General features: G+C 61.1%; 22 protein-coding genes, 1 tRNA gene and 1 pseudogene. 16 read left to right on the forward strand and 8 right to left on the reverse strand.

The window, feature by feature from the left end; genetic code table 11:
• Window positions 1–18: 18 nt before the first annotated feature.
• From G8767_RS22125 to G8767_RS22135, 3 genes are all read right to left on the reverse strand, one after another.
• Entirely contained in the window at window positions 19–906 is an 888-nt protein-coding gene (locus G8767_RS22125; protein ID WP_095969512.1) for a glycosyltransferase family 2 protein, read from the reverse strand.
• A complete protein-coding gene (locus tag G8767_RS22130) occupies window positions 899–1,741 on the reverse strand; it encodes an ABC transporter ATP-binding protein (RefSeq protein ID WP_095969513.1) in 843 nt (280 codons plus the stop codon). The genes G8767_RS22125 and G8767_RS22130 overlap by 8 nt, the downstream gene beginning before the upstream one ends.
• Before the next feature lie 157 nt (window positions 1,742–1,898).
• The gene (locus G8767_RS22135; protein ID WP_021342495.1) at window positions 1,899–2,468 is read right to left on the reverse strand and encodes a bacterial proteasome activator family protein; all 570 of its coding nucleotides are present in this window, start codon (window positions 2,466–2,468) and stop codon (window positions 1,899–1,901) included.
• 132 nt (window positions 2,469–2,600) lie between these two features.
• On the opposite strand from G8767_RS22135, the gene G8767_RS22140 reads away from it, so the two are divergent.
• Window positions 2,601–3,803, forward strand: coding sequence for a cysteine desulfurase-like protein (locus G8767_RS22140; protein ID WP_124566822.1), 1,203 nt, complete (start codon window positions 2,601–2,603; stop codon window positions 3,801–3,803).
• Between the two features lie 15 nt (window positions 3,804–3,818).
• Here G8767_RS22140 and G8767_RS22145 read toward each other — a convergent pair whose 3' ends face one another.
• Window positions 3,819–4,808 carry an NAD(P)H-quinone oxidoreductase gene (locus G8767_RS22145; RefSeq protein WP_166811779.1) on the reverse strand — a complete coding sequence of 330 codons (990 nt, stop codon included), beginning with the start codon at window positions 4,806–4,808 and terminating at the stop codon, window positions 3,819–3,821.
• Here G8767_RS22145 and G8767_RS22150 point away from each other — a divergent pair.
• The 9 genes and pseudogenes from G8767_RS22150 to G8767_RS22185 all read left to right on the forward strand — a co-directional run bounded on the left by G8767_RS22150 (window position 4,807) and on the right by G8767_RS22185 (window position 10,512).
• A complete protein-coding gene (locus tag G8767_RS22150) occupies window positions 4,807–6,045 on the forward strand; it encodes an alpha-hydroxy-acid oxidizing protein (RefSeq protein ID WP_054825478.1) in 1,239 nt (412 codons plus the stop codon). The genes G8767_RS22145 and G8767_RS22150 overlap by 2 nt on opposite strands.
• 128 nt (window positions 6,046–6,173) lie before the next feature.
• A complete protein-coding gene (locus tag G8767_RS22155; RefSeq protein WP_020968140.1) occupies window positions 6,174–6,599 on the forward strand; it encodes a MarR family transcriptional regulator in 426 nt (141 codons plus the stop codon).
• 50 nt (window positions 6,600–6,649) lie between these two features.
• A tRNA-Ser gene (locus G8767_RS22160) sits at window positions 6,650–6,736 on the forward strand.
• Window positions 6,737–6,824: 88 nt separating this feature from the next.
• Complete coding sequence (locus tag G8767_RS22165) at window positions 6,825–7,061, forward strand: hypothetical protein (RefSeq protein WP_166811781.1); 237 nt, start codon at window positions 6,825–6,827, stop codon at window positions 7,059–7,061.
• Between the two features lie 323 nt (window positions 7,062–7,384).
• Window positions 7,385–7,492: pseudogene (locus G8767_RS35895) on the forward strand (DUF2190 domain-containing protein); the annotation flags it as partial.
• Window positions 7,493–7,612: 120 nt separating this feature from the next.
• Window positions 7,613–8,524 (forward strand): major capsid protein, encoded by a 912-nt coding sequence (locus G8767_RS22170; RefSeq protein ID WP_240952576.1) that lies wholly within the window; start codon window positions 7,613–7,615, stop codon window positions 8,522–8,524.
• Window positions 8,525–9,200: 676 nt separating this feature from the next.
• Window positions 9,201–9,488 (forward strand): GNAT family N-acetyltransferase, encoded by a 288-nt coding sequence (locus G8767_RS22175; protein ID WP_166811783.1) that lies wholly within the window; start codon window positions 9,201–9,203, stop codon window positions 9,486–9,488.
• 353 nt (window positions 9,489–9,841) lie between these two features.
• Window positions 9,842–9,988 (forward strand): hypothetical protein, encoded by a 147-nt coding sequence (locus G8767_RS22180; RefSeq protein WP_166811785.1) that lies wholly within the window; start codon window positions 9,842–9,844, stop codon window positions 9,986–9,988.
• 5 nt (window positions 9,989–9,993) lie between these two features.
• Window positions 9,994–10,512: a hypothetical protein gene (locus tag G8767_RS22185; protein ID WP_166811787.1), complete on the forward strand. Its 519-nt coding sequence runs from the start codon at window positions 9,994–9,996 to the stop codon at window positions 10,510–10,512.
• Between the two features lie 107 nt (window positions 10,513–10,619).
• On the opposite strand, the gene G8767_RS22190 is transcribed toward G8767_RS22185, so the two are convergent.
• The 4 genes from G8767_RS22190 to G8767_RS22205 all read right to left on the reverse strand — a co-directional run bounded on the left by G8767_RS22190 (window position 10,620) and on the right by G8767_RS22205 (window position 13,395).
• Complete coding sequence (locus tag G8767_RS22190; RefSeq protein ID WP_166811789.1) at window positions 10,620–11,027, reverse strand: hypothetical protein; 408 nt, start codon at window positions 11,025–11,027, stop codon at window positions 10,620–10,622.
• 74 nt (window positions 11,028–11,101) lie between these two features.
• Window positions 11,102–11,905: a neutral zinc metallopeptidase gene (locus G8767_RS22195; protein WP_166811791.1), complete on the reverse strand. Its 804-nt coding sequence runs from the start codon at window positions 11,903–11,905 to the stop codon at window positions 11,102–11,104.
• 211 nt (window positions 11,906–12,116) lie between these two features.
• Window positions 12,117–12,497 carry a hypothetical protein gene (locus G8767_RS22200; protein WP_019746448.1) on the reverse strand — a complete coding sequence of 127 codons (381 nt, stop codon included), beginning with the start codon at window positions 12,495–12,497 and terminating at the stop codon, window positions 12,117–12,119.
• 403 nt (window positions 12,498–12,900) lie between these two features.
• Window positions 12,901–13,395, reverse strand: a complete 495-nt coding sequence (locus G8767_RS22205) for a DUF1877 family protein (RefSeq protein WP_030535796.1) — start codon at window positions 13,393–13,395, stop codon at window positions 12,901–12,903.
• A gap of 251 nt (window positions 13,396–13,646) precedes the next feature.
• On the opposite strand from G8767_RS22205, the gene G8767_RS22210 reads away from it, so the two are divergent.
• From G8767_RS22210 to G8767_RS22235, 6 genes are all read left to right on the forward strand, one after another.
• Window positions 13,647–14,498, forward strand: a complete 852-nt coding sequence (locus tag G8767_RS22210; RefSeq protein WP_240952597.1) for an arabinofuranosidase — start codon at window positions 13,647–13,649, stop codon at window positions 14,496–14,498.
• Between the two features lie 590 nt (window positions 14,499–15,088).
• Window positions 15,089–15,772 (forward strand): MspA family porin, encoded by a 684-nt coding sequence (locus G8767_RS22215; RefSeq protein ID WP_166811793.1) that lies wholly within the window; start codon window positions 15,089–15,091, stop codon window positions 15,770–15,772.
• Window positions 15,773–15,862: 90 nt separating this feature from the next.
• On the forward strand, window positions 15,863–16,255 hold the full coding sequence (locus G8767_RS22220; RefSeq protein ID WP_029254241.1) for a hypothetical protein: 393 nt from the start codon (window positions 15,863–15,865) through the stop codon (window positions 16,253–16,255).
• 62 nt (window positions 16,256–16,317) lie between these two features.
• A complete protein-coding gene (locus G8767_RS22225; protein ID WP_133728303.1) occupies window positions 16,318–16,656 on the forward strand; it encodes a hypothetical protein in 339 nt (112 codons plus the stop codon).
• Complete coding sequence (locus G8767_RS35900) at window positions 16,653–19,448, forward strand: hypothetical protein (RefSeq protein ID WP_346843019.1); 2,796 nt, start codon at window positions 16,653–16,655, stop codon at window positions 19,446–19,448. The genes G8767_RS22225 and G8767_RS35900 overlap by 4 nt, the downstream gene beginning before the upstream one ends.
• The gene (locus G8767_RS22235; protein ID WP_065455076.1) at window positions 19,448–20,125 is read left to right on the forward strand and encodes an SMI1/KNR4 family protein; all 678 of its coding nucleotides are present in this window, start codon (window positions 19,448–19,450) and stop codon (window positions 20,123–20,125) included. The genes G8767_RS35900 and G8767_RS22235 overlap by 1 nt, the downstream gene beginning before the upstream one ends.
• Window positions 20,126–20,382: the final 257 nt, after the last annotated feature.

The raw sequence follows: 20,382 nt of genomic DNA on the forward strand, positions 1-20,382 counted from the left end.
GTCGCCGAGCGGGCCCGATCAGATGCGAGAGAAGCGTTCGGATCTACCCAGCTTGCGTAACCTCTTCCACTCACGCAGTCCGGAGACGTCACGCCTGGTGACGAGGAAGTACCAACCGAATCGCACCCATTCCTGTGGAAGGAGCCGTCGCATCCCGGGTTGCGAGAGTAAATAGCCACGGTTGCGATAGGTGTAGAAACGCTTGGTCTCGTTGTCCGGGTACTGCGTATGCATGCGGCCGCCGAGAATGGGTTTGAATTCGTCGGCGCCGTCGGGGTGCAGGTACGCAGTCTGCAAGCATGTGCCGAACCGAAGTCCTGAACGGATCAGTCGGCGATGAACCTCCACCTCGTCGCCACGGACGAAGAGCCGCAAATCGGGAACGCCAACGGTCTCGATCGCTTCCGCGGTGAACAGCGCACCGTTGAAGAGGGACGCGATTCCCGGGAGTAGATCACCTTCACCCAGCTCGCTACGTCGTCGACGCCATTCGACCCCACGACGCAGCGGGAAGGCCAGCTTGTCGGGTTCGGAGATGTCGCAGACGACGGGAGATACCTCCGCCAGGTTGTGACGAATTGCGCAATCGAGAAGCGTCGAGAGTACCTCGGGTCCCTCGGGGCGGCCGTCGTCGTCGGCAAGCCAGACTCGGTCTGCACCGAGCGACAATGCCAGCAGCATTCCGAGGGCGAAACCACCGGCGCCGCCGAGATTGTGTGCCGACCCGATATACGTGGTGGGGATCGAGCAGTTGTCCACGAGCGTCCGGACATCGGATTCGTCGGCGTTGTCGACGACGACGAGATGGTCGAGTGGGCGCGTCTGGGTTGTGAGTACTTTCAAGGACGAAGCGAGAAGTTCACGACGCCGATGAGTGACGACGACGCCGATTATCCGCTCAGGCATCGTCCGAGCTCGCTTCGGCAATCGCCGATGCCGCGGCATCTTCGCGTTCCATTTCGCGAATCACATGAGCGACGTGGTCGCCGGCATCGTTGCCCTCGTACGCGCGGACGATTTCTTCGATTCCACCGGACTGTCTGACCGTTCCGTGATCGATCCACATCGCGCGGTCGCACAGTTGCGCCAGAAATTCGTTCGAGTGGCTCGCGAAAACCAAGATTCCAGATCGTTTGACGAGGTCTTGGAGACGGGTTCGCGCCTTCTTCATGAATTCTGCGTCGACGGCACCGATGCCTTCGTCGAGGAGCAGGATCTCCGGATCGATGCTGGTCACCACACCGAGCGCCACTCGGACCCGCATTCCGGTCGAGTAGGTACGAAGCGGCATCGAGAGGTAGTCGCCCAACTCGGTGAAGTCTGCGATCTCATCCATTTTCGCGAGCATCTGTTTACGGGTCATTCCGAGGAACATTCCGCGGATGATGATGTTTTCGTATCCCGAGATCTCGGGATCCATACCCACCCCAAGATCGAAGACAGGGGCCACGCGGCCACGAATTGTGGCTGATCCGCGAGTCGGCTCGTAGATCCCGGACAACAGTCGGAGCAATGTGGATTTGCCTGCACCGTTGTGGCCGACGAGTCCGATGCGGTCGCCTTCCTTCAGGGACAACGTCACATCCCTCAAAGCTTCGACGACAACGACGTCGGAGTCGTTTCGTCCGATTGCGCCGCCTGCACGACCGAGGAACGCCTTTTTCAGCGAACGCGATTTCGCGTCGAAGATCGGGAAGTCGACGCACGCTCCGCGTGTTTCGATGCTGACGTTCTCGGTCATTCTGCTCCTTGCATCCGGTGGAGCGCCTGGTTGGGCGGGCTCCCCGGTTCGGCGTCGCCGGGATTGAATCCGCTCAGTTCGCGGAGTCGGGCACGAGCACCGAGCCTACCGGGGCGCAACACCGTGAAGACTTCAGCTGGGGACGCAGCGCTGCTCGTTACAGATACTGGCCGGTTCCCGGGCTCTGTTGGTCTGGATGCGCAGGCGAATGCGGAGCCCCGATGCTCATGCCGGGAGGGAGTGCGCCTTGACGCATTTGTTCGAGCTGAGCGCGCGCTGCCATCTGCTGGGCGAACAGTGCGGTTTGAATTCCGTGGAACAGTCCTTCGAGCCAGCCGACGAGTTGGGCCTGCGCGATTCGCAGTTCGGCGTCGGAGGGAATGGAGTCGTCGGTGAACGGGAGGCTCAGTCGCTCGAGTTCTTCACGGAGTTCGGGTGCCAGGCCTTGTTCCAGTTCTCGGATGGACGAGGTGTGGATGTCCTTGAGGCGCTTGCGGCTGGCGTCGTCGAGCGGCGCGGCGCGCACTTCTTCCAAGAGTTGTTTGATCATCGTGCCGATTCGCATGACCTTCGCCGGCTGCTCGACCATCTCGGCGACGGACTCGGCTTCTGTTTCCGCGCCTTCGGTGGTGCCGGAGGTGGCGGCTTCTGCCTCGGCCGCCGGCATCGCGACGGGTCGACCGTCGGGTCCGATAACGAGTACCTGCTCTTTGTCGGGGTTCGTCATGCTTCCATCTTGTCGTGTGTGGGCGACAAACGCCGCGTAACCCCCAAAAAGTTAGCTATGGAATAACTGTACTGACGGGTAATTGGGTGACTGCCTTCGACTAAGCGGGCGTCTGCACCTAGAGTGTCGAGCATGGCTTACGACGTTGCCCGCGTACGGGGGTTGATTCCCTCACTCGGTGACGGCTGGATCCACCTCGATCCGCAGGCCGGAATGCAGATCCCGGACGCCGTCTCGCGGACGGTCTCCACCGCGTTCCGTGCCTCTGCATCTTCTTCTTCCGGTCGCCACGTCTCGAACCGTCGTAGTGCTGCCATCCTCGAGAGTGCGCGCACCGCTGTCGCCGATCTGGTCGGCGGAGACCCTGCGGGAGTCGTTCTCGGATCAGACCGAGCGGTGTTGTTGGCTTGGCTCGCCGAGTCGCTGAGTTCGCGGTTGGGCCTCGGAACCGGTCTGGTGCTCTCGCGCCTCGACGAAGAGGCGAACGTCGCGCCCTGGCTCCGTGTGGCCAGTCGTTACGGCGCTCAGGTGCGATGGGCCGAAGTCGAAATCGAAACGTGCGAGCTCCCGAGTTGGCAGTTCAACGATCTCATCACCTCGACTACTCGCTTGGTGGCCCTGACGGCCGCGTCGCCGATCGTCGGTTCGGCTCCGAACGTCCGTGCCGCAGCTGATCGTCTGCACGAGTTCGGTGGGCTGATGGTGGTCGATGCCGTCGGTGCAGCGCCATATGCGCATGTGAACATGGCTGATCTCGGAGCGGACATCGTTGCCGTCAGTGCACCGTCGTGGGGCGGTCCGCAGGTGGGCGCGCTCGTCTTCCGTGATCCCGGACTGCTCGACCGAATTCCGGCCGTGTCGCTCAATCCGTATGCACGTGGCGCCGAGCGACTCGAGGTGGGCGGTCATCAGTTCGCGCTGCTGTCCGGTCTCACGTCGTCGATCGATTTCCTCGCGGGCTTGGACGAATCGGCAACGGGAACCAGGCGTGAGCGCCTCGAAACCTCGATCAGCTCGTTGCAGGACTACCAGGACGGACTGTTCGATCACCTCATGCGTTCTCTCGCAGCCCTGCCCAACGTGATGGTGATCGGCGGCGCACCCACGCGGGTGCCGACGCTCAGCTTCACGCTCGAGGGGATGGCGGCAGACAAGGTCGCGGCGCACCTGGCCGACAAGCGCATCGCGACGGTCAGCGGCACGCACGGTGGTTCCAGGCTGCTCGACGCACTCGGTGTCAACGACGAAGGCGGTGCCGTCACCGTCGGCCTCGCGCCGTACACGACTCGGTACGAGATCAATCAGCTGGTCGCCGAACTCGGCGCCCTGGGCTGATCGACCCCGCTCGGCTCACGTGACGGTGAGGATGACCTTGCCTACGGTTTCCGGCGAATCCAGCAATTGATGGGCTAATGGTGCCTCGGTGATCGGAAGTTCGGTCGACACGATCGGTTGAACCGATCCGTCGGCGATCAACGGCCACAACTTCGCACGGACGTCGGCGACGATGTCCGCTTTACCTCCGGGGCCGGTGAGCGGACGCCCGCGTAGGCCCGTCGACGTGATGTTTCCGCGCTTTCCCATCAGCTTGGCGATGTCGACTTCGCCCTTGCGGCCACCCTGCATTCCGATGATCACGACGTGGCCGTCCATGGCGAGTGCGTCGACGTTGCGTCCGAGGTACGACGCTCCCATGTTGTCCAGAACCACGTCGGCGCCGTGGTTGTCGGTGGCTTCGGCGAGTGATGCTACGAAGTCGCTGTCGCGATAGTTGATGAGAATATCCGCGCCCAATTCGCGGCAGCGGTTCAATTTGTCCTCCAAACCCGCGGTAACTGCGACGCGGGCGCCGAGGGCTTTGCCGACCTGGATGGCGTGGGTGCCGATTCCGCCGCCACCGCCATGGACGAGGAGGACCTGTCCGCGTCGTAGGCCGCCGCGCATCACGACGTTGGACCACACCGTGCACGCAACTTCCGGCAGTGACGCTGCGACTCGGAGATCGACGCCCGCGGGAACCGGGAGAAGTTGTGTTGCCGGGACCGCAACCTTCTCGGCGTAACCGCCGCCGGCCAGCAGTGCGCAGACTTCGTCGCCGACGGACCAACCGGTGACGTCTTCGCCGAGTTCGACGATCACGCCCGAGCATTCGAGGCCGAGGATGTCACTCGCGCCGGGCGGCGGCGGGTAGAAGCCTTGGCGTTGGAGCAGGTCGGCGCGGTTGACGGCGGTCGCGGCGACCTCGACGAGTACGTGCCCGCGAGGCAGTTCGGGATCGGGCTGCTGCGCCCATTTCATGACCTCGGGACCGCCGGGCTGATCGATCGTTATGGCGTACATGGATACGACGCTAGCGAATCTCCCCGCTGACGGGTGTTTTGCCGCTACCGTCGCGGACGTGACTTACTTCGGGAACATGCAGAACGAGATCTATCTGACGGGACTGAGCGGCGCGAAGCCGGCTTTGCCGATGACTGCGGCGGGCTTGGAAGATGCCGCGCGCGAGCAACTCTCACCAGAGGCTTTCGGGTACATCGCCGGTAGCGCGTCGACCGAACGGACCGCGGTGTCGAATCTGCGGGCGTTCGACAAGCATGCGATCGTGCCGCGGATGTTGCGGGGGACTGCGGCGCCCGACGCGCGCGATCTGAGCGTCGAGGTGTTGGGGACGCGGTTGGCCGCACCGATTCTGACGGCTCCGGTGGGAGTGCTCGGCTTGGTCCACGACGACGCCGAGGTTGCGGTCGGTTCGGTCACTGCCGAGTTGGGGATCGGATCGATTCTCTCGACGGCGGCGTCCTCGACCATCGAAGACGTAGCGGCGGCCTCGGGCGAGAACTGGTGGTACCAGCTGTACTGGCCGGCCGACGACGAGCTTGCCGAGTCGTTTGTCCGTCGGGCGGAGACGGCGGGTGCGAAGGCAATCGTCCTGACTGCCGACACTCCCGGTATGGGTTGGCGTCCAAGGGATCTCGAACTCGGTCACCTCCCGTTCCTGCAGGCGAAGGGTATTGCCAACTATCTGTCGGATCCGGTGTTCCGCGCAAAACTGGCCACGCCTCCCGAGGAGAGTGCAGAAGCCCTGCAGATCGCGGTTCTGACGTGGGTGTCGTTGTTCGGCAATCACGCGGTGCGGATCGCGGATATCGCGAAACTTCGCCAGTGGACGACACTTCCGATCGCGGTGAAGGGAATTGTCCATCCCGACGACGCACGTGAGGCCGTCGCGGCCGGCGCCAACGGCATTGTCGTGAGCAACCATGGTGGGCGTCAGGTCGACGGGTCGATTTCGGCACTCGACGCTCTCGGTCCCGTCGCTGATGCGGTGGGGCATGAGGTGGACATCCTGATGGACTCCGGAATTCGTTGTGGCGCAGACGTAATCAAGGCTCTGGCCTTGGGTGCCGACGCAGTGCTGTATGGGCGACCGTGGGTGTACGGGTTGGGATTGGCCGGAGCGGACGGAGTGCGTCATGCATTGCGCAGTCTCCTGGCAGACCTGGATCTCACCATGGGGCTGGCGGGGCTGGCATCGGTCGCCGAAATCGATTCCTCGATCCTCATGTCCAATTCGTGACTTTAGGGTGAGTCTTACTGTGACGGGCGGACACAGGTCTAAACTTGGAACCTGTGACAGCTGAAGCGACAACCGAGGAGACATCGCAGGCGGCGCACGGTGAGACACCGTGGCTGACGCCATGCGAGATGCGTGCATGGCGCGGTTACATGGACGGTAATCAGCGCCTCATGGAGGTTCTCAACCGCGAACTACAGGATTCGCACGACCTGTCCTTGGCCGATTACCGCATTCTGGTCATGCTCTCGGAGTCAGCTGACGGGTCGTTGCGGATGAGTGACCTGGCAGACGGCGTGCTGTCTTCGCGGAGTCGCCTCACACACCAGATCAGGCGGATGGAATCCCAGGGCATCGTCGTGCGAGACACCTGCGTCGAAGACGGTCGCGGGGTGCTCGCGCGGATCACGGAAGAGGGTAGGCGTCGTCTCGCCGAGGCAGCGCCTACTCACGTGGCCGGAGTGCGGAACAATCTGGTCGATCTGCTGACTCCCCAGGAACTGGACGTGCTGGCAGACGTCTTCGAGAAGGTCGACAAAGCCATTGGCGAGCGCTGAGGCCGGAGCCGTTTTCGCGGTCCGTGGGAACACCCGATAGGATCGCCCACGGAAGCGTGGCAGAGCGGCCGAATGCACTCGCCTTGAAAGCGAGCGTGGCGTTAAACCCACCGGGGGTTCAAATCCCTCCGCTTCCGCAGAAACGTCCCACCTGTTTACGCAGGTGGGGCGTTCTTTTTCTCCCGGTCCTGGTGCGACAACGGATGCGCACCGCATCCGTGCAGCATGGGTGAGCACCTCTGGCAGGGCTACACGCAGGCGAGCCTGGGCAAGAACGGTGAACGCCGCGACCTCGACGAGTCGACGCCGCTCATTGTTGGGATGTGGCTCGATGCCCAGGACCTTGTGCCGTCGAGCGTCATCACGGTCGGCGATGACACTGAGGCCCTCATGGGCATCGTCGAAGCCCGCAAGGTGCTGGCCGATCTCACGCGTGCCATCGAGATCGCTGATCCGTTCTGACGCAACCAACCTGACTTCCTCGAAAACTACCAGTCCCTGCTCTATCTCAATCTTCCTGGTGCCGCTGCACCGACACCAGGAAACGCAAGAGCCCCAGCTCACTCCCGAGCTGGGGCGCTCTACGAACCGAAAGGGATGACCAATCCAATGGCCGTCACATCGCCACCACCGTGATCGGTGCAGACAATAAAATCAGGCGTCGAGCTACCCGAATTACTCTCGGACCCTGCAGAATCGCGTGAGGTGTCCTGTGCGCTGACGTACTCCGATCTCTGGCGAGTCATCGAGCGGGCGGGACGCTACGGACCGCTGCTGATGATCGGCAAGTTGAGGTCGGTACCGCCGGCAAGGCCGTCACCAAGACCAGCGGCGTGGCAGTCGGCTACGCCCTCATCGGTGCCGCATCAGGTGTCCCCGAAATCTCCCTCTAATTAACAGGATTGACAGATCATGACCTCTCCACTCATCCCGGAACTGTCCGGCCGGCGCCTCACCGTCGACACCGCTCTCAAGCAGCCGACCAGCATCCGGAATAGGATCGCCAAGCTCGCTTGACGACAGATCCTGTTGCCGAAGTTTTCCACAACCTCGGCGCCCGGGTCGAAGACGGCGGAATGCTCTACTCAGTGATCAAGGCCTCGGACTTTTTCACCTCCGACATCGAACGACGTTCGCCCGGTTCGGAATATAAGGTCGTCGAAGGCGCCGACCCCGAACAGAAGCTCGCCACCGTCGAGGACTACGGCGGCAAGTTCCAGATCACTTCGGAGCAGATCAGCCGCAACGATGTGTCCTACCTCGATCAGCAGGTCACGCAACTGTCGAACACCATCGCCCGCAAACTCGACGTGGTCGCAATGGCCATGGTCGTGGCGCTCGTCATCGATGACAACATCGTGACCGGACACAATTGGACCAACCTGGTCACCGTGAGCCCGCTCGACGACATCACCCCCTCGGCCAGCCGCCTGACCGCCGACCTATCGGCCGCACAGCTTGCCTCGGACTTGCAAGAGCTCGGCATCAAGCATGGCCTGTTGATCGTGCAGACCAACCAGGCTCATGCGCTGCGCGTGGCCTACGGCGACAACCTCGACGACATGCTCAAAAGCGCAGGGGTCGGACTGTTCTCCAACCCTCGCGTCACAGCCGGCACGGGGACCGTCCAGTCCGGTCAGCACCGTTGGATTCGAGCACCCGCTGACCGTCGAAGTCTGGGACGACAAAGCCACCCGATCGACGTGGGTGCAGGCCTTCGCCGTACCGGCGTTTGCCGTCGACAAGCCCTACGCCGCCAAGAAGATCACCGCCCTGGCCGGCTGACCCGAGAGGACATCATGACTGCCATCGAATTCGACAACGAACAGGGCACCACGCTGCTCGCGCTACTCGACCTGCCCATCGATACCTACCCCGCCGACCACTGCCATCCTGGCAGTGGTCGAGGACCTGGCCAAGGTTGACGCCGGCGACCCGGTTCCCGCAGCCAAGAAGGCCGGCCTGGCGGCGATCGACCCCGAGTCGCTGACTCACCTGTAGGCCGAAGCGCAGAAGGGCCGCGACCTCATCGCAGCAGTCGCGCGCCGCCAGGTCGAGGGCAAGGTCACCGCCACCATCAGGGCCGGCAAGATCCCACCGTCACGCCGAGACCACTGGATCACCTGTTCAGCAACGACAGCGCACTCGGCGAAGTCCTCGCCTCCCTGCCCAGTGACGCGATCCGATTTCAGAGATCGCACACAGCCAGGGCGACGACGGCAAGAACCTCGCCGAAGAGGCGCCTGGTTCCACTGACCTTCGCAGATTTGGCGTCAACCCCACCGCGGCCGAACTCCTAAACCGGCCGAGCGCGGAACGGATGGACCGCGAATAGGCCTGGCAGGATCAGTAACTCCGATTGCGGCCCAGCGCCACCAGAACACCCCGCAGCCAGGACAGCGCGGGGTGTTCTGCGATCCTGAAGCGATGCCCCTGCAGCTCATTGAGAAGCGACGAACCAGTCGCGACAACAAATACAACTGGCGGCCATTCGGAGACGATGCGGGCTTCACACCGCATTGGTGGTCGTTTAGAAGCTGGCACCAGATCTCCGACCCATGGTGCCTCGAATTTCAGCAAGACGGTGTCGAGGTCGCACGAATGCAACTGGACAACAGTGTGAGCTTCGGCCACTACGAGAACACTCCTTCGCTCGGAGAAAAGGCGCTTGAGATTCAATTCATCGAAGTCGCCTCGCCGTATCGGAGGAAGGGGATCGCTACCGAGGTCGTGCTGGCCGTCGCCGAGATCCAGCCAGATCGCACGCTCGTCGCGTTCAGCGAGGACGCTGACGAGTTCTGGGCGTCACTCGGTTGGAGTCGCTATGACCATTCGGAGGGTGCGCGGAGCTATCGACCACTCTTCATCGCACCCGGAGCCGACTCCTGAGAATATCGAAGTGCCCCCAAAGCATGACTGCCCGGTAGTCAAAATTTTTGCGTATGGCCGGAAACCGATGCTGATCAGGGGCGATCCCGGGGCAGAAGCTCCCGATTTTCTCATTCGCCCGCCGTAGTCCGCGACTGCGACCGGTCCGACCTGCTGCATGTCGCTGACACCAGACGCCGATCACCGAACGCCAAGGACCACACCAGGTGGTCAATTCCCCCGTGACGGAAACAACTGGGAGGGATACAAACATGGACTACCTGGCAGTCCACATTGGAGGGGTGCCAAACTCTTCTGCGGCACGTCTTCGTCACAACCCGTCAACGCCTTCCGCGCGCGTGTATTCTCGTTGCATGGCTGCTACTGCACGTAAGACTCCCTCCGCCGACGTCACAAAGGTCCGGCGTGGGCAGATTCAGCAGATGCGCACGACCGCGGCAACGCCGTCAACTTCCTTCCGGGCAGCCGTAGAGCGTCGCGCCAAGGCTTCTGGCAAGTAGCGCCGGTGGCGTTTGCAGCCACGCCTCTTACTGACGACCATCGAACGTGCTACCTCGATTGTGGGGTGCCGTCGCTCGATCGGTGGCTGGATAAGCAGGCGTTAAAGGATCAAGCTCTCGGACGATCGCGGACGCATGTCTGGGTCGATGATGACGACATTGTCCTCGCCTACTTCACATTGCTTCAGACTACGGTCGCTGAAGCAGACGACGATGAGCCATTTTTCAAGAAGCTTCGACCACGCCACTACCCCGATATGACGGCTCCGGGTGTGCTCCTTGGCAAGTTGGCGCTCAACCAGCAACTGCGGGGCTCTGGGTTTGGTATCGAGCTGCTGGCTGACGCTTACGTGACCGCCTACGAAGCTGTCCGTTTGATTGGTGGTGTGTTCTTCGTGACTGACCCCATTGATCATCCGAAAGTACGCGAGTTCTACGCCCTTGGTGGTTTCAAGGCGATCGAGGGTATCGAGCGGATGTTCCTGAACTTTGAGGAGTTCAACATGGGCACCCCACTTAGCTAGCCTGCCCACACTTGCCCACGAAACGGGGTGAACCTAAGTGAGTTGCAGTGTCGTGTTTATGCAGGTAGGAGCGGAATCGAGCCTCTGACCTGAGGGTCGATTAGGGTTCAAATTCCCTCCGCTTCCGCAGATGCCCCGCACTTGTTCATACAGGTGAGGGCCCTTTCGTGTCCGATCGCGCCAAGATCGTCGTCGACGAGGTCCGCGTCGGTGTCGAGCAACATCGCTGCCAGTTCCATCGAGGGCTCGATCCGGCCTTTGACGGCGGCATGTATCGCTCGTTGGGTAGTTTTTGCCCGGAAACGGCGCAGTCGAGCAGGCTCTGGCGTCGAGTACCCGTCGAGTACCCGTCGAGTTCCGGTGCAGTCGACCGCAGAAGCGAACGAAGCTGCATTGGCAGAACGCAGCAGATCTTTGACCTCGTCGGGGAGGTACTCGTGGGCGAGTAGGTCGTTGAAAATGTCGGAGAATCGCGGATCACTCTTGTCGGGGACTTCCCGCAATCTCGCAACCACTCCACCGCCCCAGTTCCGTCCGAAATGAATGACTAGCCATGCCCCCAAAAAAGGACTCAGGCGGCGTTACGCATTCATCGAATCTCTGATTCCGGTGCGTTCCACGCGTCGCAGGAGCTGAGTCCCTCCTGCATTCCTCGGTTGAACCACATTCTGTTGTTGGCCTGACTCGGGTGGGTGTCTTCGGGGTCTTCGCCAGGGATGTTGATGTCGTCTTCTTGTACGGACAGTTCGGCGAGGTAGGGCAGGATGTGATTCGCGCTGACGCCGGACAGGCATTCAGCTTGAGCTTCCAGGCGTTTGGTCATCAACATCACCTCGCGGTGATCGTTTTCCTGCGCGGCCAATGACGACAGCTGCGATTCGATCCCCATCGCCTCCTGAAGGTGATGTCCGTATTCGTGGGTGGCGACTCTGACGAGGTCGAGTTCGTTGAAACTGTCGTACGTCCAGATGCGGATGGTCTGGTTTCTGGGGCAGTAGAAACTGATCCCGTAGACGTCTGCGCCTTCTCCGCAGAGGATGGGTGCATCGTCGCCTTCGAGGCGCATGTCGACGTGAGGTGTCACGAGGTTGCCGCCTCTGAGTTCTCTGTCGACAGCGGGGCTCCACATCTCGTCCAGGCAGGCCACCACCCCTTCCGCATACCTCTTCTGACGGGTGATGTCGCCGCGCCATTCGACTGGCGTGCAGTCGATATCCGGGAACTGCATATCCGTGTCGGTCAATCGCTGGCTGGTTTCGGCGACCGCTTCATATGACGGCAGCACCCGTTTCACCACGGAGGCGGCGAGATTGACCCCGGCCACCAGGACGACGACCAGCCCGACCGCGGTGGCGGTCACGATGTTCGCTATCTCTTTTCGAGTCCAGCTCATTCGTTCGCCTCACGGGTCGGTTGTGGATGCGTTATTACGCAGCGGCACAGGGAATTTCCCGCACGCATCGGTGCCCGTTTGCAGTCCTCGCAAAAGTCGTCCGGGATAACGTCGCCTGTTCAACACTCGGCGACGAACATTGCCACGGGAAACGAAAAATGCTCCGCCCCGCCGGAGGAAGAGTGAAGCATCAATTCGACGGCGGAGCGTATTACCAGTTCTGAATGAAGAAGAACTGCTGTGAACCCCTCGCCGGGTTGAGTACGCCGAGAGAAATTTCTCCACCACGGGAGGCTGCTTCGTTGGCGAACTGGTCGAGACGTCCCCAGACGACGTTGGGGCCGCTCTCGAAGCGCGATCCTGGTGCGAGGCGCACGCCGATCTGGTTGGAGTTAGTGATGCTTTCGATCGCAGCGCCGGCATTGAGCTGGCCGAACAATGCCGTCTCCCCTTGGTTCAGTTGCACGCCGATGCGCCCGTTGTCGGCGATCGGAGTAACAGCTGATGCGGCGCCCGCGCCGCTGAGTGCGATGGCTGCGATACCGGCAGGTATCAATGCGGCCGCGGTAATCATCTTGCGTAGGTGCGTCATTCGGCTTCTCCCTCGTCGGTGGCCCACTCGTGTTGGCGCCTCCACGGGCCACTTTGTCTGATTCTTCCGGTAACAGTCAACGACATGTCGCAAACAATGAGCAATCCATTGGGTTGGTTTGAGATGCAGCTCACTACTGGAAATCTGTTGAAGAATAAACTGTTTCAGTGAAACTGCTGGTCAAGATCGTGAATGCCGGAGAAGTGCGCGGGCTGTCGTTACGGTTCCGTTACTGCCCGGTCTAACTGCGAGAAGGGCACGTACGCGGTCACCCAGAAACGCTGCGGCACAGGAATTGTCAGAGCAAGAACCCGCGCAGAGGGTTCTCCGCAGTTGAGCGCCACTGTAAAAGCGGTCTTTCATTCTTCGAGGGCGCGCTGCTTCGGCAGTGGGCTCTCGACTGTCAGAACCGCACGGTGAATACCACGTGGCGACGCTCGCGGGCCGCGCGCTGGAAAAAGTCCGCCACTTCCTGAAGCCAGCCCCAGGCGTACCCGCGCTCGTCGGAACCGTACTCCGGGTTGCGGTCGTCGAGTGGCATCGCGTCGTAGCGCACGCCGAACTCGGATTCGGTGACTTCCGCCAGGTACGAGGAGACTTCGGCGACCCGATCGGGTGCCAGGTAGGTGACGAGTTGGTCGTCGGTGTCGGTGTTGAGGTCTTCGTCCCCCAAGATCACGCCGTAGGCCGGCCAGTTCTCGGACACGCGCTCGTACCCCGTGCTGGAGAGGGCGCACAGGATCGGATCCCACGCCTTGTCCGTGTCGCACGAGAACTCGGATCGGCCCGTCTCCTCGATGTCCTCGACCACAGCGCCGAGTTTGTCGTCGTCGCCGCGCGCGTCCAGAAGTTCCGCTGCCACGCTGTCTGACAGCGCGAAATGCACCCCAAGTTCCATGGCGTGATGCTAACGGCCGACCTTGCCGGCGTCCCGCCGTCACTACAAGACGAATCGCCTTAGGTAACGATCCTGCTCTGCCTCCGACCGAAGTTACCCATAGTGGGCCTGCTGTCATACATACTTCATCGGTGATTCCGACAAAACGGACCGGCCTTTCTGTTGTATCGCTGGTGATCCTCGTCGTCGCGGGGTTGCTGGTCGCAGCCCCTGCCAGCAGCGCCGCGCCGCCGCCTGACTGGAAATACACAATGGTGGCGTTCAGCAATGCCAGCGACCGTGACATGGATGTCTACGAGTCGGTCGACGGCACCGGCTTTCAGCTCGTCCAGCAGTCGGCGTACAGGCCGCCGTCTGGGCTCGTGCGTGATCCGAGCATCTTCCGGAACACGGACGGGTTGTACTACCTCACCTACACGACGGGTGGTGGGGCGAATATCGGGTTCGCACGCAGCAGCGACCGCATCAACTGGACGCCGCTGGGGAACTATCCGGTTCCGTTTTGCTGCGCCTTGATGCCTGGCACGGGAGATGGCACCGGTTCTGCGAGCCCCCCGGGCTTCTCGGGTTCGGCCGGATTCAGCGACGGACCGTCGCTGTCACCATTCGTCACCAAGGCCTGGGCGCCTGAATGGTTTGTGGACGGCGATCGCGTCAACGTCATCCTGTCGATGTCGACCGGTGGAGGATTTGTGCCGTATCTGATGACGGCGTTGGAACCGTCGCTCCGGTTGTGGAGCCCGCCTGTTCCGCTCGCCGGGATCGGTGCGGACCACATCGACACCACCGTGGTCAAAGTCGGATCGACCTATCATGCGTTTACCAAGAACGAGACGAAGAAGGTCGTCGAGCATGCGGTCGCTCCTTCGGTGACGGGACCTTATTCGTTTGTCCCGCCCGGGAATTGGGGTTCGCTTGTCGAAGGTCCGGCCGTGGTTCAGTTGCCGAGCGGCGACTGGCGGATCTATCTCGACGCCTATACCGAAGGAAAGTATCTCTACTCCGACAGCACGGACGGGCTGAACACCTGGTCTCCGGTGCAAGAGGTTCCTGGGGTGTCCGGGACTGCACGGCATATCGGCATCATGAGAGAACCGGCATAACTTTCGACCCCGAGTTGGTAGGGCTCTGATCAAGGACTGCGGTCTTGGTCAGAGCCTTTTCTCGTACTTGCGTACTACTTGTGTGCGTCGTCTGCGCGAATCAGTGATTGACAAGCTAACGATGCGATGCCAGTGGGTTCTACGATTTCGCGCCGACCACGAAGTGCGTATTTCCGCGTCTACCGTGCAGAGTTGCGCTCCCAGGCCCCGCTCGGGCGCCGTACTTCACGATTGATTGCCAAGTAATGCCTGTTAGTTTCATGTTCAAGTACGCGCACCGGCCTGGTACCCGCACTTTCGGCCTTCAACTGCTCTGAGGCCCGCGAAATGCGGATTCAATTCGATTTGCCGCACTGTTTCTGAGGGATCTTCTCGTTCGTAAACGGTGACCTTGCTCATAGTGGGACCTAAGTCCTTTTCGCTGCTGATAAGCCTGTCGATATATATCTGTTACCGAAAGTTCACCCTAAATCCAGGATGGGGGAGATGGCGCGCTGGCGGGCAAACGGGACGATTGGTACCGTCCGGTAACTAATTCAGTTAGTTGTCGGCTACCGCTCTGGTTGCTGTGTCACGTGGAGGAGCAGTTCATGTCGCTCGAATCGCAAAACGGCCTATCCCATCGTCGATCGAGGGTCGCGGTAGGGCTCGCGGCGTGTGCGGTTGCCGCGCTGTCGTCTGGTGTGGTCTTCGCAGGGAGTGCATCGGCAACGCCGACGGCGTTGGCGGACAAATTCGCGAGCACGGTCACCGATGACGGTTGGTCGTTGGATCTTGCGGCCACAAAACTGTCGGCGAACCCGGTGCCGAATCTGGCTACGACGGCGTTCACCCGTGAGGGGTTCGTGTCGGCGAAGGTGACCGGCACGATCGGTGGTCAGGGCGATTCGGCAGTGAAGACCGGATATGTCGAGCAGGGATTGCAGATCGGCTGCCAGATCGATGTCTCCTCCGGACTTGGCTTGGGGCTTGGCTTTTCGCTCGGCCCGTCTGTCGGTGTGAGTATTTCGGGTGTCCCGTCGGCGAACGTGGGTGTGAATGCGTCGGTGAATCCGAGTATTCAGTCGACGATTGCGCCGGGCACGATCACGACGATTCCGTTGGGGAAGAAGGATCTCGAGTCGTCGAAGGCGTCGATCACGGCAGAGAACGTGCACGTGAAGGTTGATGCGTGCATGGGGCCGGTGACGATCCGCTCGTACGCACAACTCTCGGTGTCGACGGCGACGTCCGACAACACGTTGTTCGTGTACTCCGATCCCACCTGGCTCTAACCCACGCAGCCGTCGTCAGCGCTGCTGGCGACTATTCCCGATCCGTCCCGTCCCGGGGTGGTTACTCATCATGCTCACAAAGGAGAAATCATGAAGATTCGTACCTTGGCCACTGCCGGAACCCTCACCGCAGGTATTGCCCTGATCGGTGTTCTCGGCGCCGGCGTGGCATCTGCTGCAACTCCGATCGTGCAACCGGAACATGGCCGGATCGGACTTTCGCTTTCGAACGCCGAAACGGCGGCGCTGGCGGCGAGCCCGATTCCTGATGCGATTGCGAACATCGTTCCAGGTTCGCTGAGGGGGGTCTGGTTGGCGCCTGGTTCCGCGATAACTGTTACCGATGGCAAGGTCGACGCCCTCGAAGGAGCTGTGCTCGGTGAAGCAGCCGCGCGTGGTGGGCATGCCAATGTCTTTGTCTCCGACCCGAATCACCCCGCCAGTGAGGGGCACATAGTGCTGACGGAGCAGTACTGGAACTGATACCAGGCCGAACGCCGGCGACCCGTTGTCCCCGCTCCCCCTTCCTATTTGGAGTTCCATCCATGACCGTCAACAACGCCGAACGTCGCAGTGTCCAACCGGAACCCGCTGCCGTCGACAGCAAAGACGTTGCAGACGTTGATGACTGGGATCCGGACAGTGAACTCAGTCCACTCTCCAAGGCTGTGATCGCTACGGCAGTTGGACTGGGGTTGCTGATCGCGGCATTCGCGGTGATCGGGAAGCTTGCCGGCTGGGCGAACGACTACGGGACGATCCTGGTTTACCTGGCGTTCTTCTTGTGGATGTCGATCTCCGGACGGTTGTTCTTCTGGGGCGCAGACAAACTCATCGCGCTACTCCGAACGAAGAAGAGTGACAATCGTGGTGCGCACCGGTGAAGTCCGGTAGACGACTTCGCCGGACTCTCGCGGGAGTGCTTGCCGCTGGGGCGCTGTTGACCGGAGCGGCCGGAGCGGCCGGAGCGATCGGTGCGGGAATCGCACTCTCCGCCGCTCCGGCGAACGCGACGCCGGAAGAAGACTGCGCGGCGGTGCGGGCACGTGATCATCAGATCTACCTGAATCTCATTGCGTCGCTGCCACCTGGTGCGCCCATCCCGCCAGAGATCATCAACCCGTGCCTGAGTGCGCCGTCCACGACGTCGACAGCTGCGCCGACGACCACTGTCGGGCTCCCCGGTGCGCAGGCTCCAGGCGGTGGCCCGAATGTCGGGGCCAATGCTCCGACGAACTTTCCCACCTACAACGGCACCCCCATCGTCCCGGTTCCGACGATCGAGGTTCCGCCCATTGCTTCCGAGTCCCCGGCCTCGGAAACTGGTGTCGGTGCATTCCCCAATGCATCGGCATCAGCGGTTCCCTCACCCACACCCACCCCGGGTGAGGGAACCACCACCGATCGTGGTCCCGGACCGATCCCCGCGGATTCGGATTCGAATATCGCACCGGCCCAAACGGTTCCGGACCCGGCAACAGATGTTTCCACCGCCGGGGAGGACTCGGGCCGTGACCGGTATCTCGAACTCGCCCTGATCGGCGCTGCAGCGTTCACCGCTGCGGGTATCGGAGTGCGCGGGCGGCCGGGACCTTTCAGCCCCCGCACGCCCGAATCAGTACTCTCCCAGGCGGTCGGGACTGTCGCGTCGCCGTTGACTGCGTACGCACCTGGCGGGCAGTCCTCGTTGCGGGTGTTCGATCCGATCACCGGCGGAAGCCGGTTCTTCTTCCTGATCCACGACGAAACGTCGTCGCACGAATCCGTGATTCCGGTGACGGTGCCGCCCGGCGGTCACATGAGTGTCAACCCCGATGGCACGGTCACCGTCTTCGACGCCGACGGGAATCCGGTCTCGACAATCGATGCCCCGTGGGCGTACGACGCCAACGGCACACCCATCCCGACGCATTACGAGATCCGGGACGGGCAACTCGTGCAGGTCGTCGACACCACGGGTATCGAGAACGTGCTGTATCCGATTTTGGCGGACCCGCAGGATCGCACACAGAGCGGCAAGAAATCCTCTGCTCCGGCGCGCCCGACCAAAATCTCCGGTGAGGACGACGGCACCCGCTCAGATGACGGTCCACATTGGAACGAGACACCGCAGGTCGAAGGCCACAAGGCCCCCAATCCACCAGTCCAGAAACCGAAACCCACTCAACCACCAGTCCCACCCGCGGTCGAGCCCGAACCACAAGTCCCTGAGCAGGCACCGGCGCAAGTCCCTGAGCAGGCTCCGGCGCAAGTGCCGGAGCAGATCCCGCAGCAGTCGCCGGCCGAGGACATCGGCGGGGACGGACCAGGTGCCGGGACATCCCCATCCATCGACCCAGCGCCCGCTACACCGAACGAAACCGACACACCGCAAGCAGAATTGGCAGGAATTCCGATCATCGGCGGCATCTTCAGTGCAGCCGAAGCCGGGCTCATGCTCACCGCTGGAATCGCAGCTTTGTTCGCGCAAATCCTTGCAGGTGTGGGTCTGGGGGATTCGGAACTGTTCGGCCGCATGGAAAGCCTCGAGGAATGGGCGCTCGAGGCCGGAGTAGATCTCGCCGAAGTGCTTGTGAAGGCTATAGCCCTGCTTTCTCCGCAGGATCAGGCACTTCTTCGCACTGTCCTTTCTCCGTTCGTGAAACTGCCCCCAGCGCATGAGCAGGACACTCCCGGCCACACCCAGCCCGGGCCGGCCGGACCTGCCGCGAAGCCGCCGCCTCGGAGGCCCACGCCGCGGCCTGTACCGCGTCTGCCTGGTGATCACGATCCGACCCAGCCGCAAGATCCCTCCAGCGAGCCGGATTCAGGCGATCCGGCAACACCGTCGGATCCGGGTTTCGAACCACCAGTAGACCCCGGCACCACCACACCTGGATTAGTTGACCCCGAACAACCTTCGGCTCCCGAACCTGGCGAGCAACCGGCCGTCGATCCGGTCAACCCAGGCCACATTCCGGTCGATCCCGAGACTCCCGGTGCGCCGACCCAGCCCGGACCCCCGGAGTTCGACCCCTTTGATCCCGACCCGAGCACGATCGCCGATCCGACGGTCCGCCCAGATCCCACCGAACGTTCATCCGTCGAGCGGGTACTAGCGTCGAACTTCATTCACGCGGTGCAAGAAGTCGTAGATTCACTCACCGATGGTGCCGAGACAAGTCCAGAATCACCTCCGCAGCAGTCATCTGATTCGGGTGAGGCTGCACCCGAGGATCCTCGCTTGGATTCCGAAGGCAACCCGCTGACGGCCGCTGACTTAGCTCAATTGTATGCGTCGCTGCGTCGAAAAACGCCGACAAATGTGATCCGCGACATAGTTAACCTTGACCACGAAGGTGGCGGACCGGACCCGGTTCTTCCCGGGCTCACATTGCCCGACGTCCTCGAGGCGGATCACACCGTACCGATGAGGGTCATATTCGACATGCCTGGTTTTACGCAGTTGACCTTCGAGCAGCAAATTCAAGTATTGAACTACGTCGATAACTTCCTGGGTTTGAGCCCGACTGCGAATACGTCAAAGGGCGCCAAGAGTTGGGCAGACTGGTGGGGCTATGTGAAGGGCGGAATCCCGGTTTCCCCTGAATTCCGGGATGCTATGATCGAAATCGAAACTCATCTTACTGAGGAAATTCGTCAAATGATATCTAGTATATTGAATGGAGTTCAGTAGTGGATCTGGTCAAGATTTCGCGGTATATCGACTCGCCCGTGCTTGTGGAGATTGACGACTTGACACCACTTGAACGTACGGCGCTTCCGAATTATTGGTTGGATGCACTAAATGGTGACCTTGCAGCTCGAATTTCGGGGATATTGGACCAATGGGATGTATTTGGGCGACCGATATTGGGCGACACTTACAGAAACATTAAAGAGAATCTATCCGATGTTCGGTTGCTCAGGTCTGAAAATAGGTTTTTTCTTCTATATAAAATTAAAATGGCAGACGGGACCGATCTCTACTATTTGGGTACGCCACCGGTAGTGGATGGTGATGAACTTCCAGGGTATTGGAATAAATTCCCCCCCAGTCTAAAGAATTTCTATTCAAATTTGCACAACGGTTGGTATTATATTGCCGGTAAGACTGTCGGGCCACTGCCTCTTGAAGATATGTTTCGAATTGACAGCTTTGAATGGTCTATTCTGGACGGGCTGTCCCCTGAAGAATACCCAGATCCGGCTCGTTGCATCGCGACATTCAGATCGGGCGGCGGCGGTTATCTTTGCTTGTACTTTGGTGAGGAATCGACAAGGGGTGTTGTGTGGTCATCGACGGAACCCCCTGAATTGGTCGATTACTCCACTTACCTTGATATCTGGACCAACGTCGGACTCGGTGCCTAGAGCCTGCGCCTTGGATATCCAGACTGGAGACAGTCTAAGAAATTTGTGTGCGGTCTTGCCCCACGTGGCACGTGTCTGGGATCCAGTCTCCCAAGAGCAGATGATCAATTTGTCTGACCAAAAGGGATCTCGAGGTCATGATCGGTTTCGGGGGGTACCTCACGCATCGACTCGTTTTCCTGCACCATTGCCGACGAATCGCTGATTGCGCTGGCGTTCAGGGTCGTACAGGGGCTGGCCGATATCTGGGACTCTCG

It is taken from the genome of Rhodococcus sp. IC4_135 (genome assembly GCF_011602025.1).
GTDB classification, from domain to species: Bacteria; Actinomycetota; Actinomycetes; order Mycobacteriales; family Mycobacteriaceae; genus Rhodococcus_F; species Rhodococcus_F baikonurensis.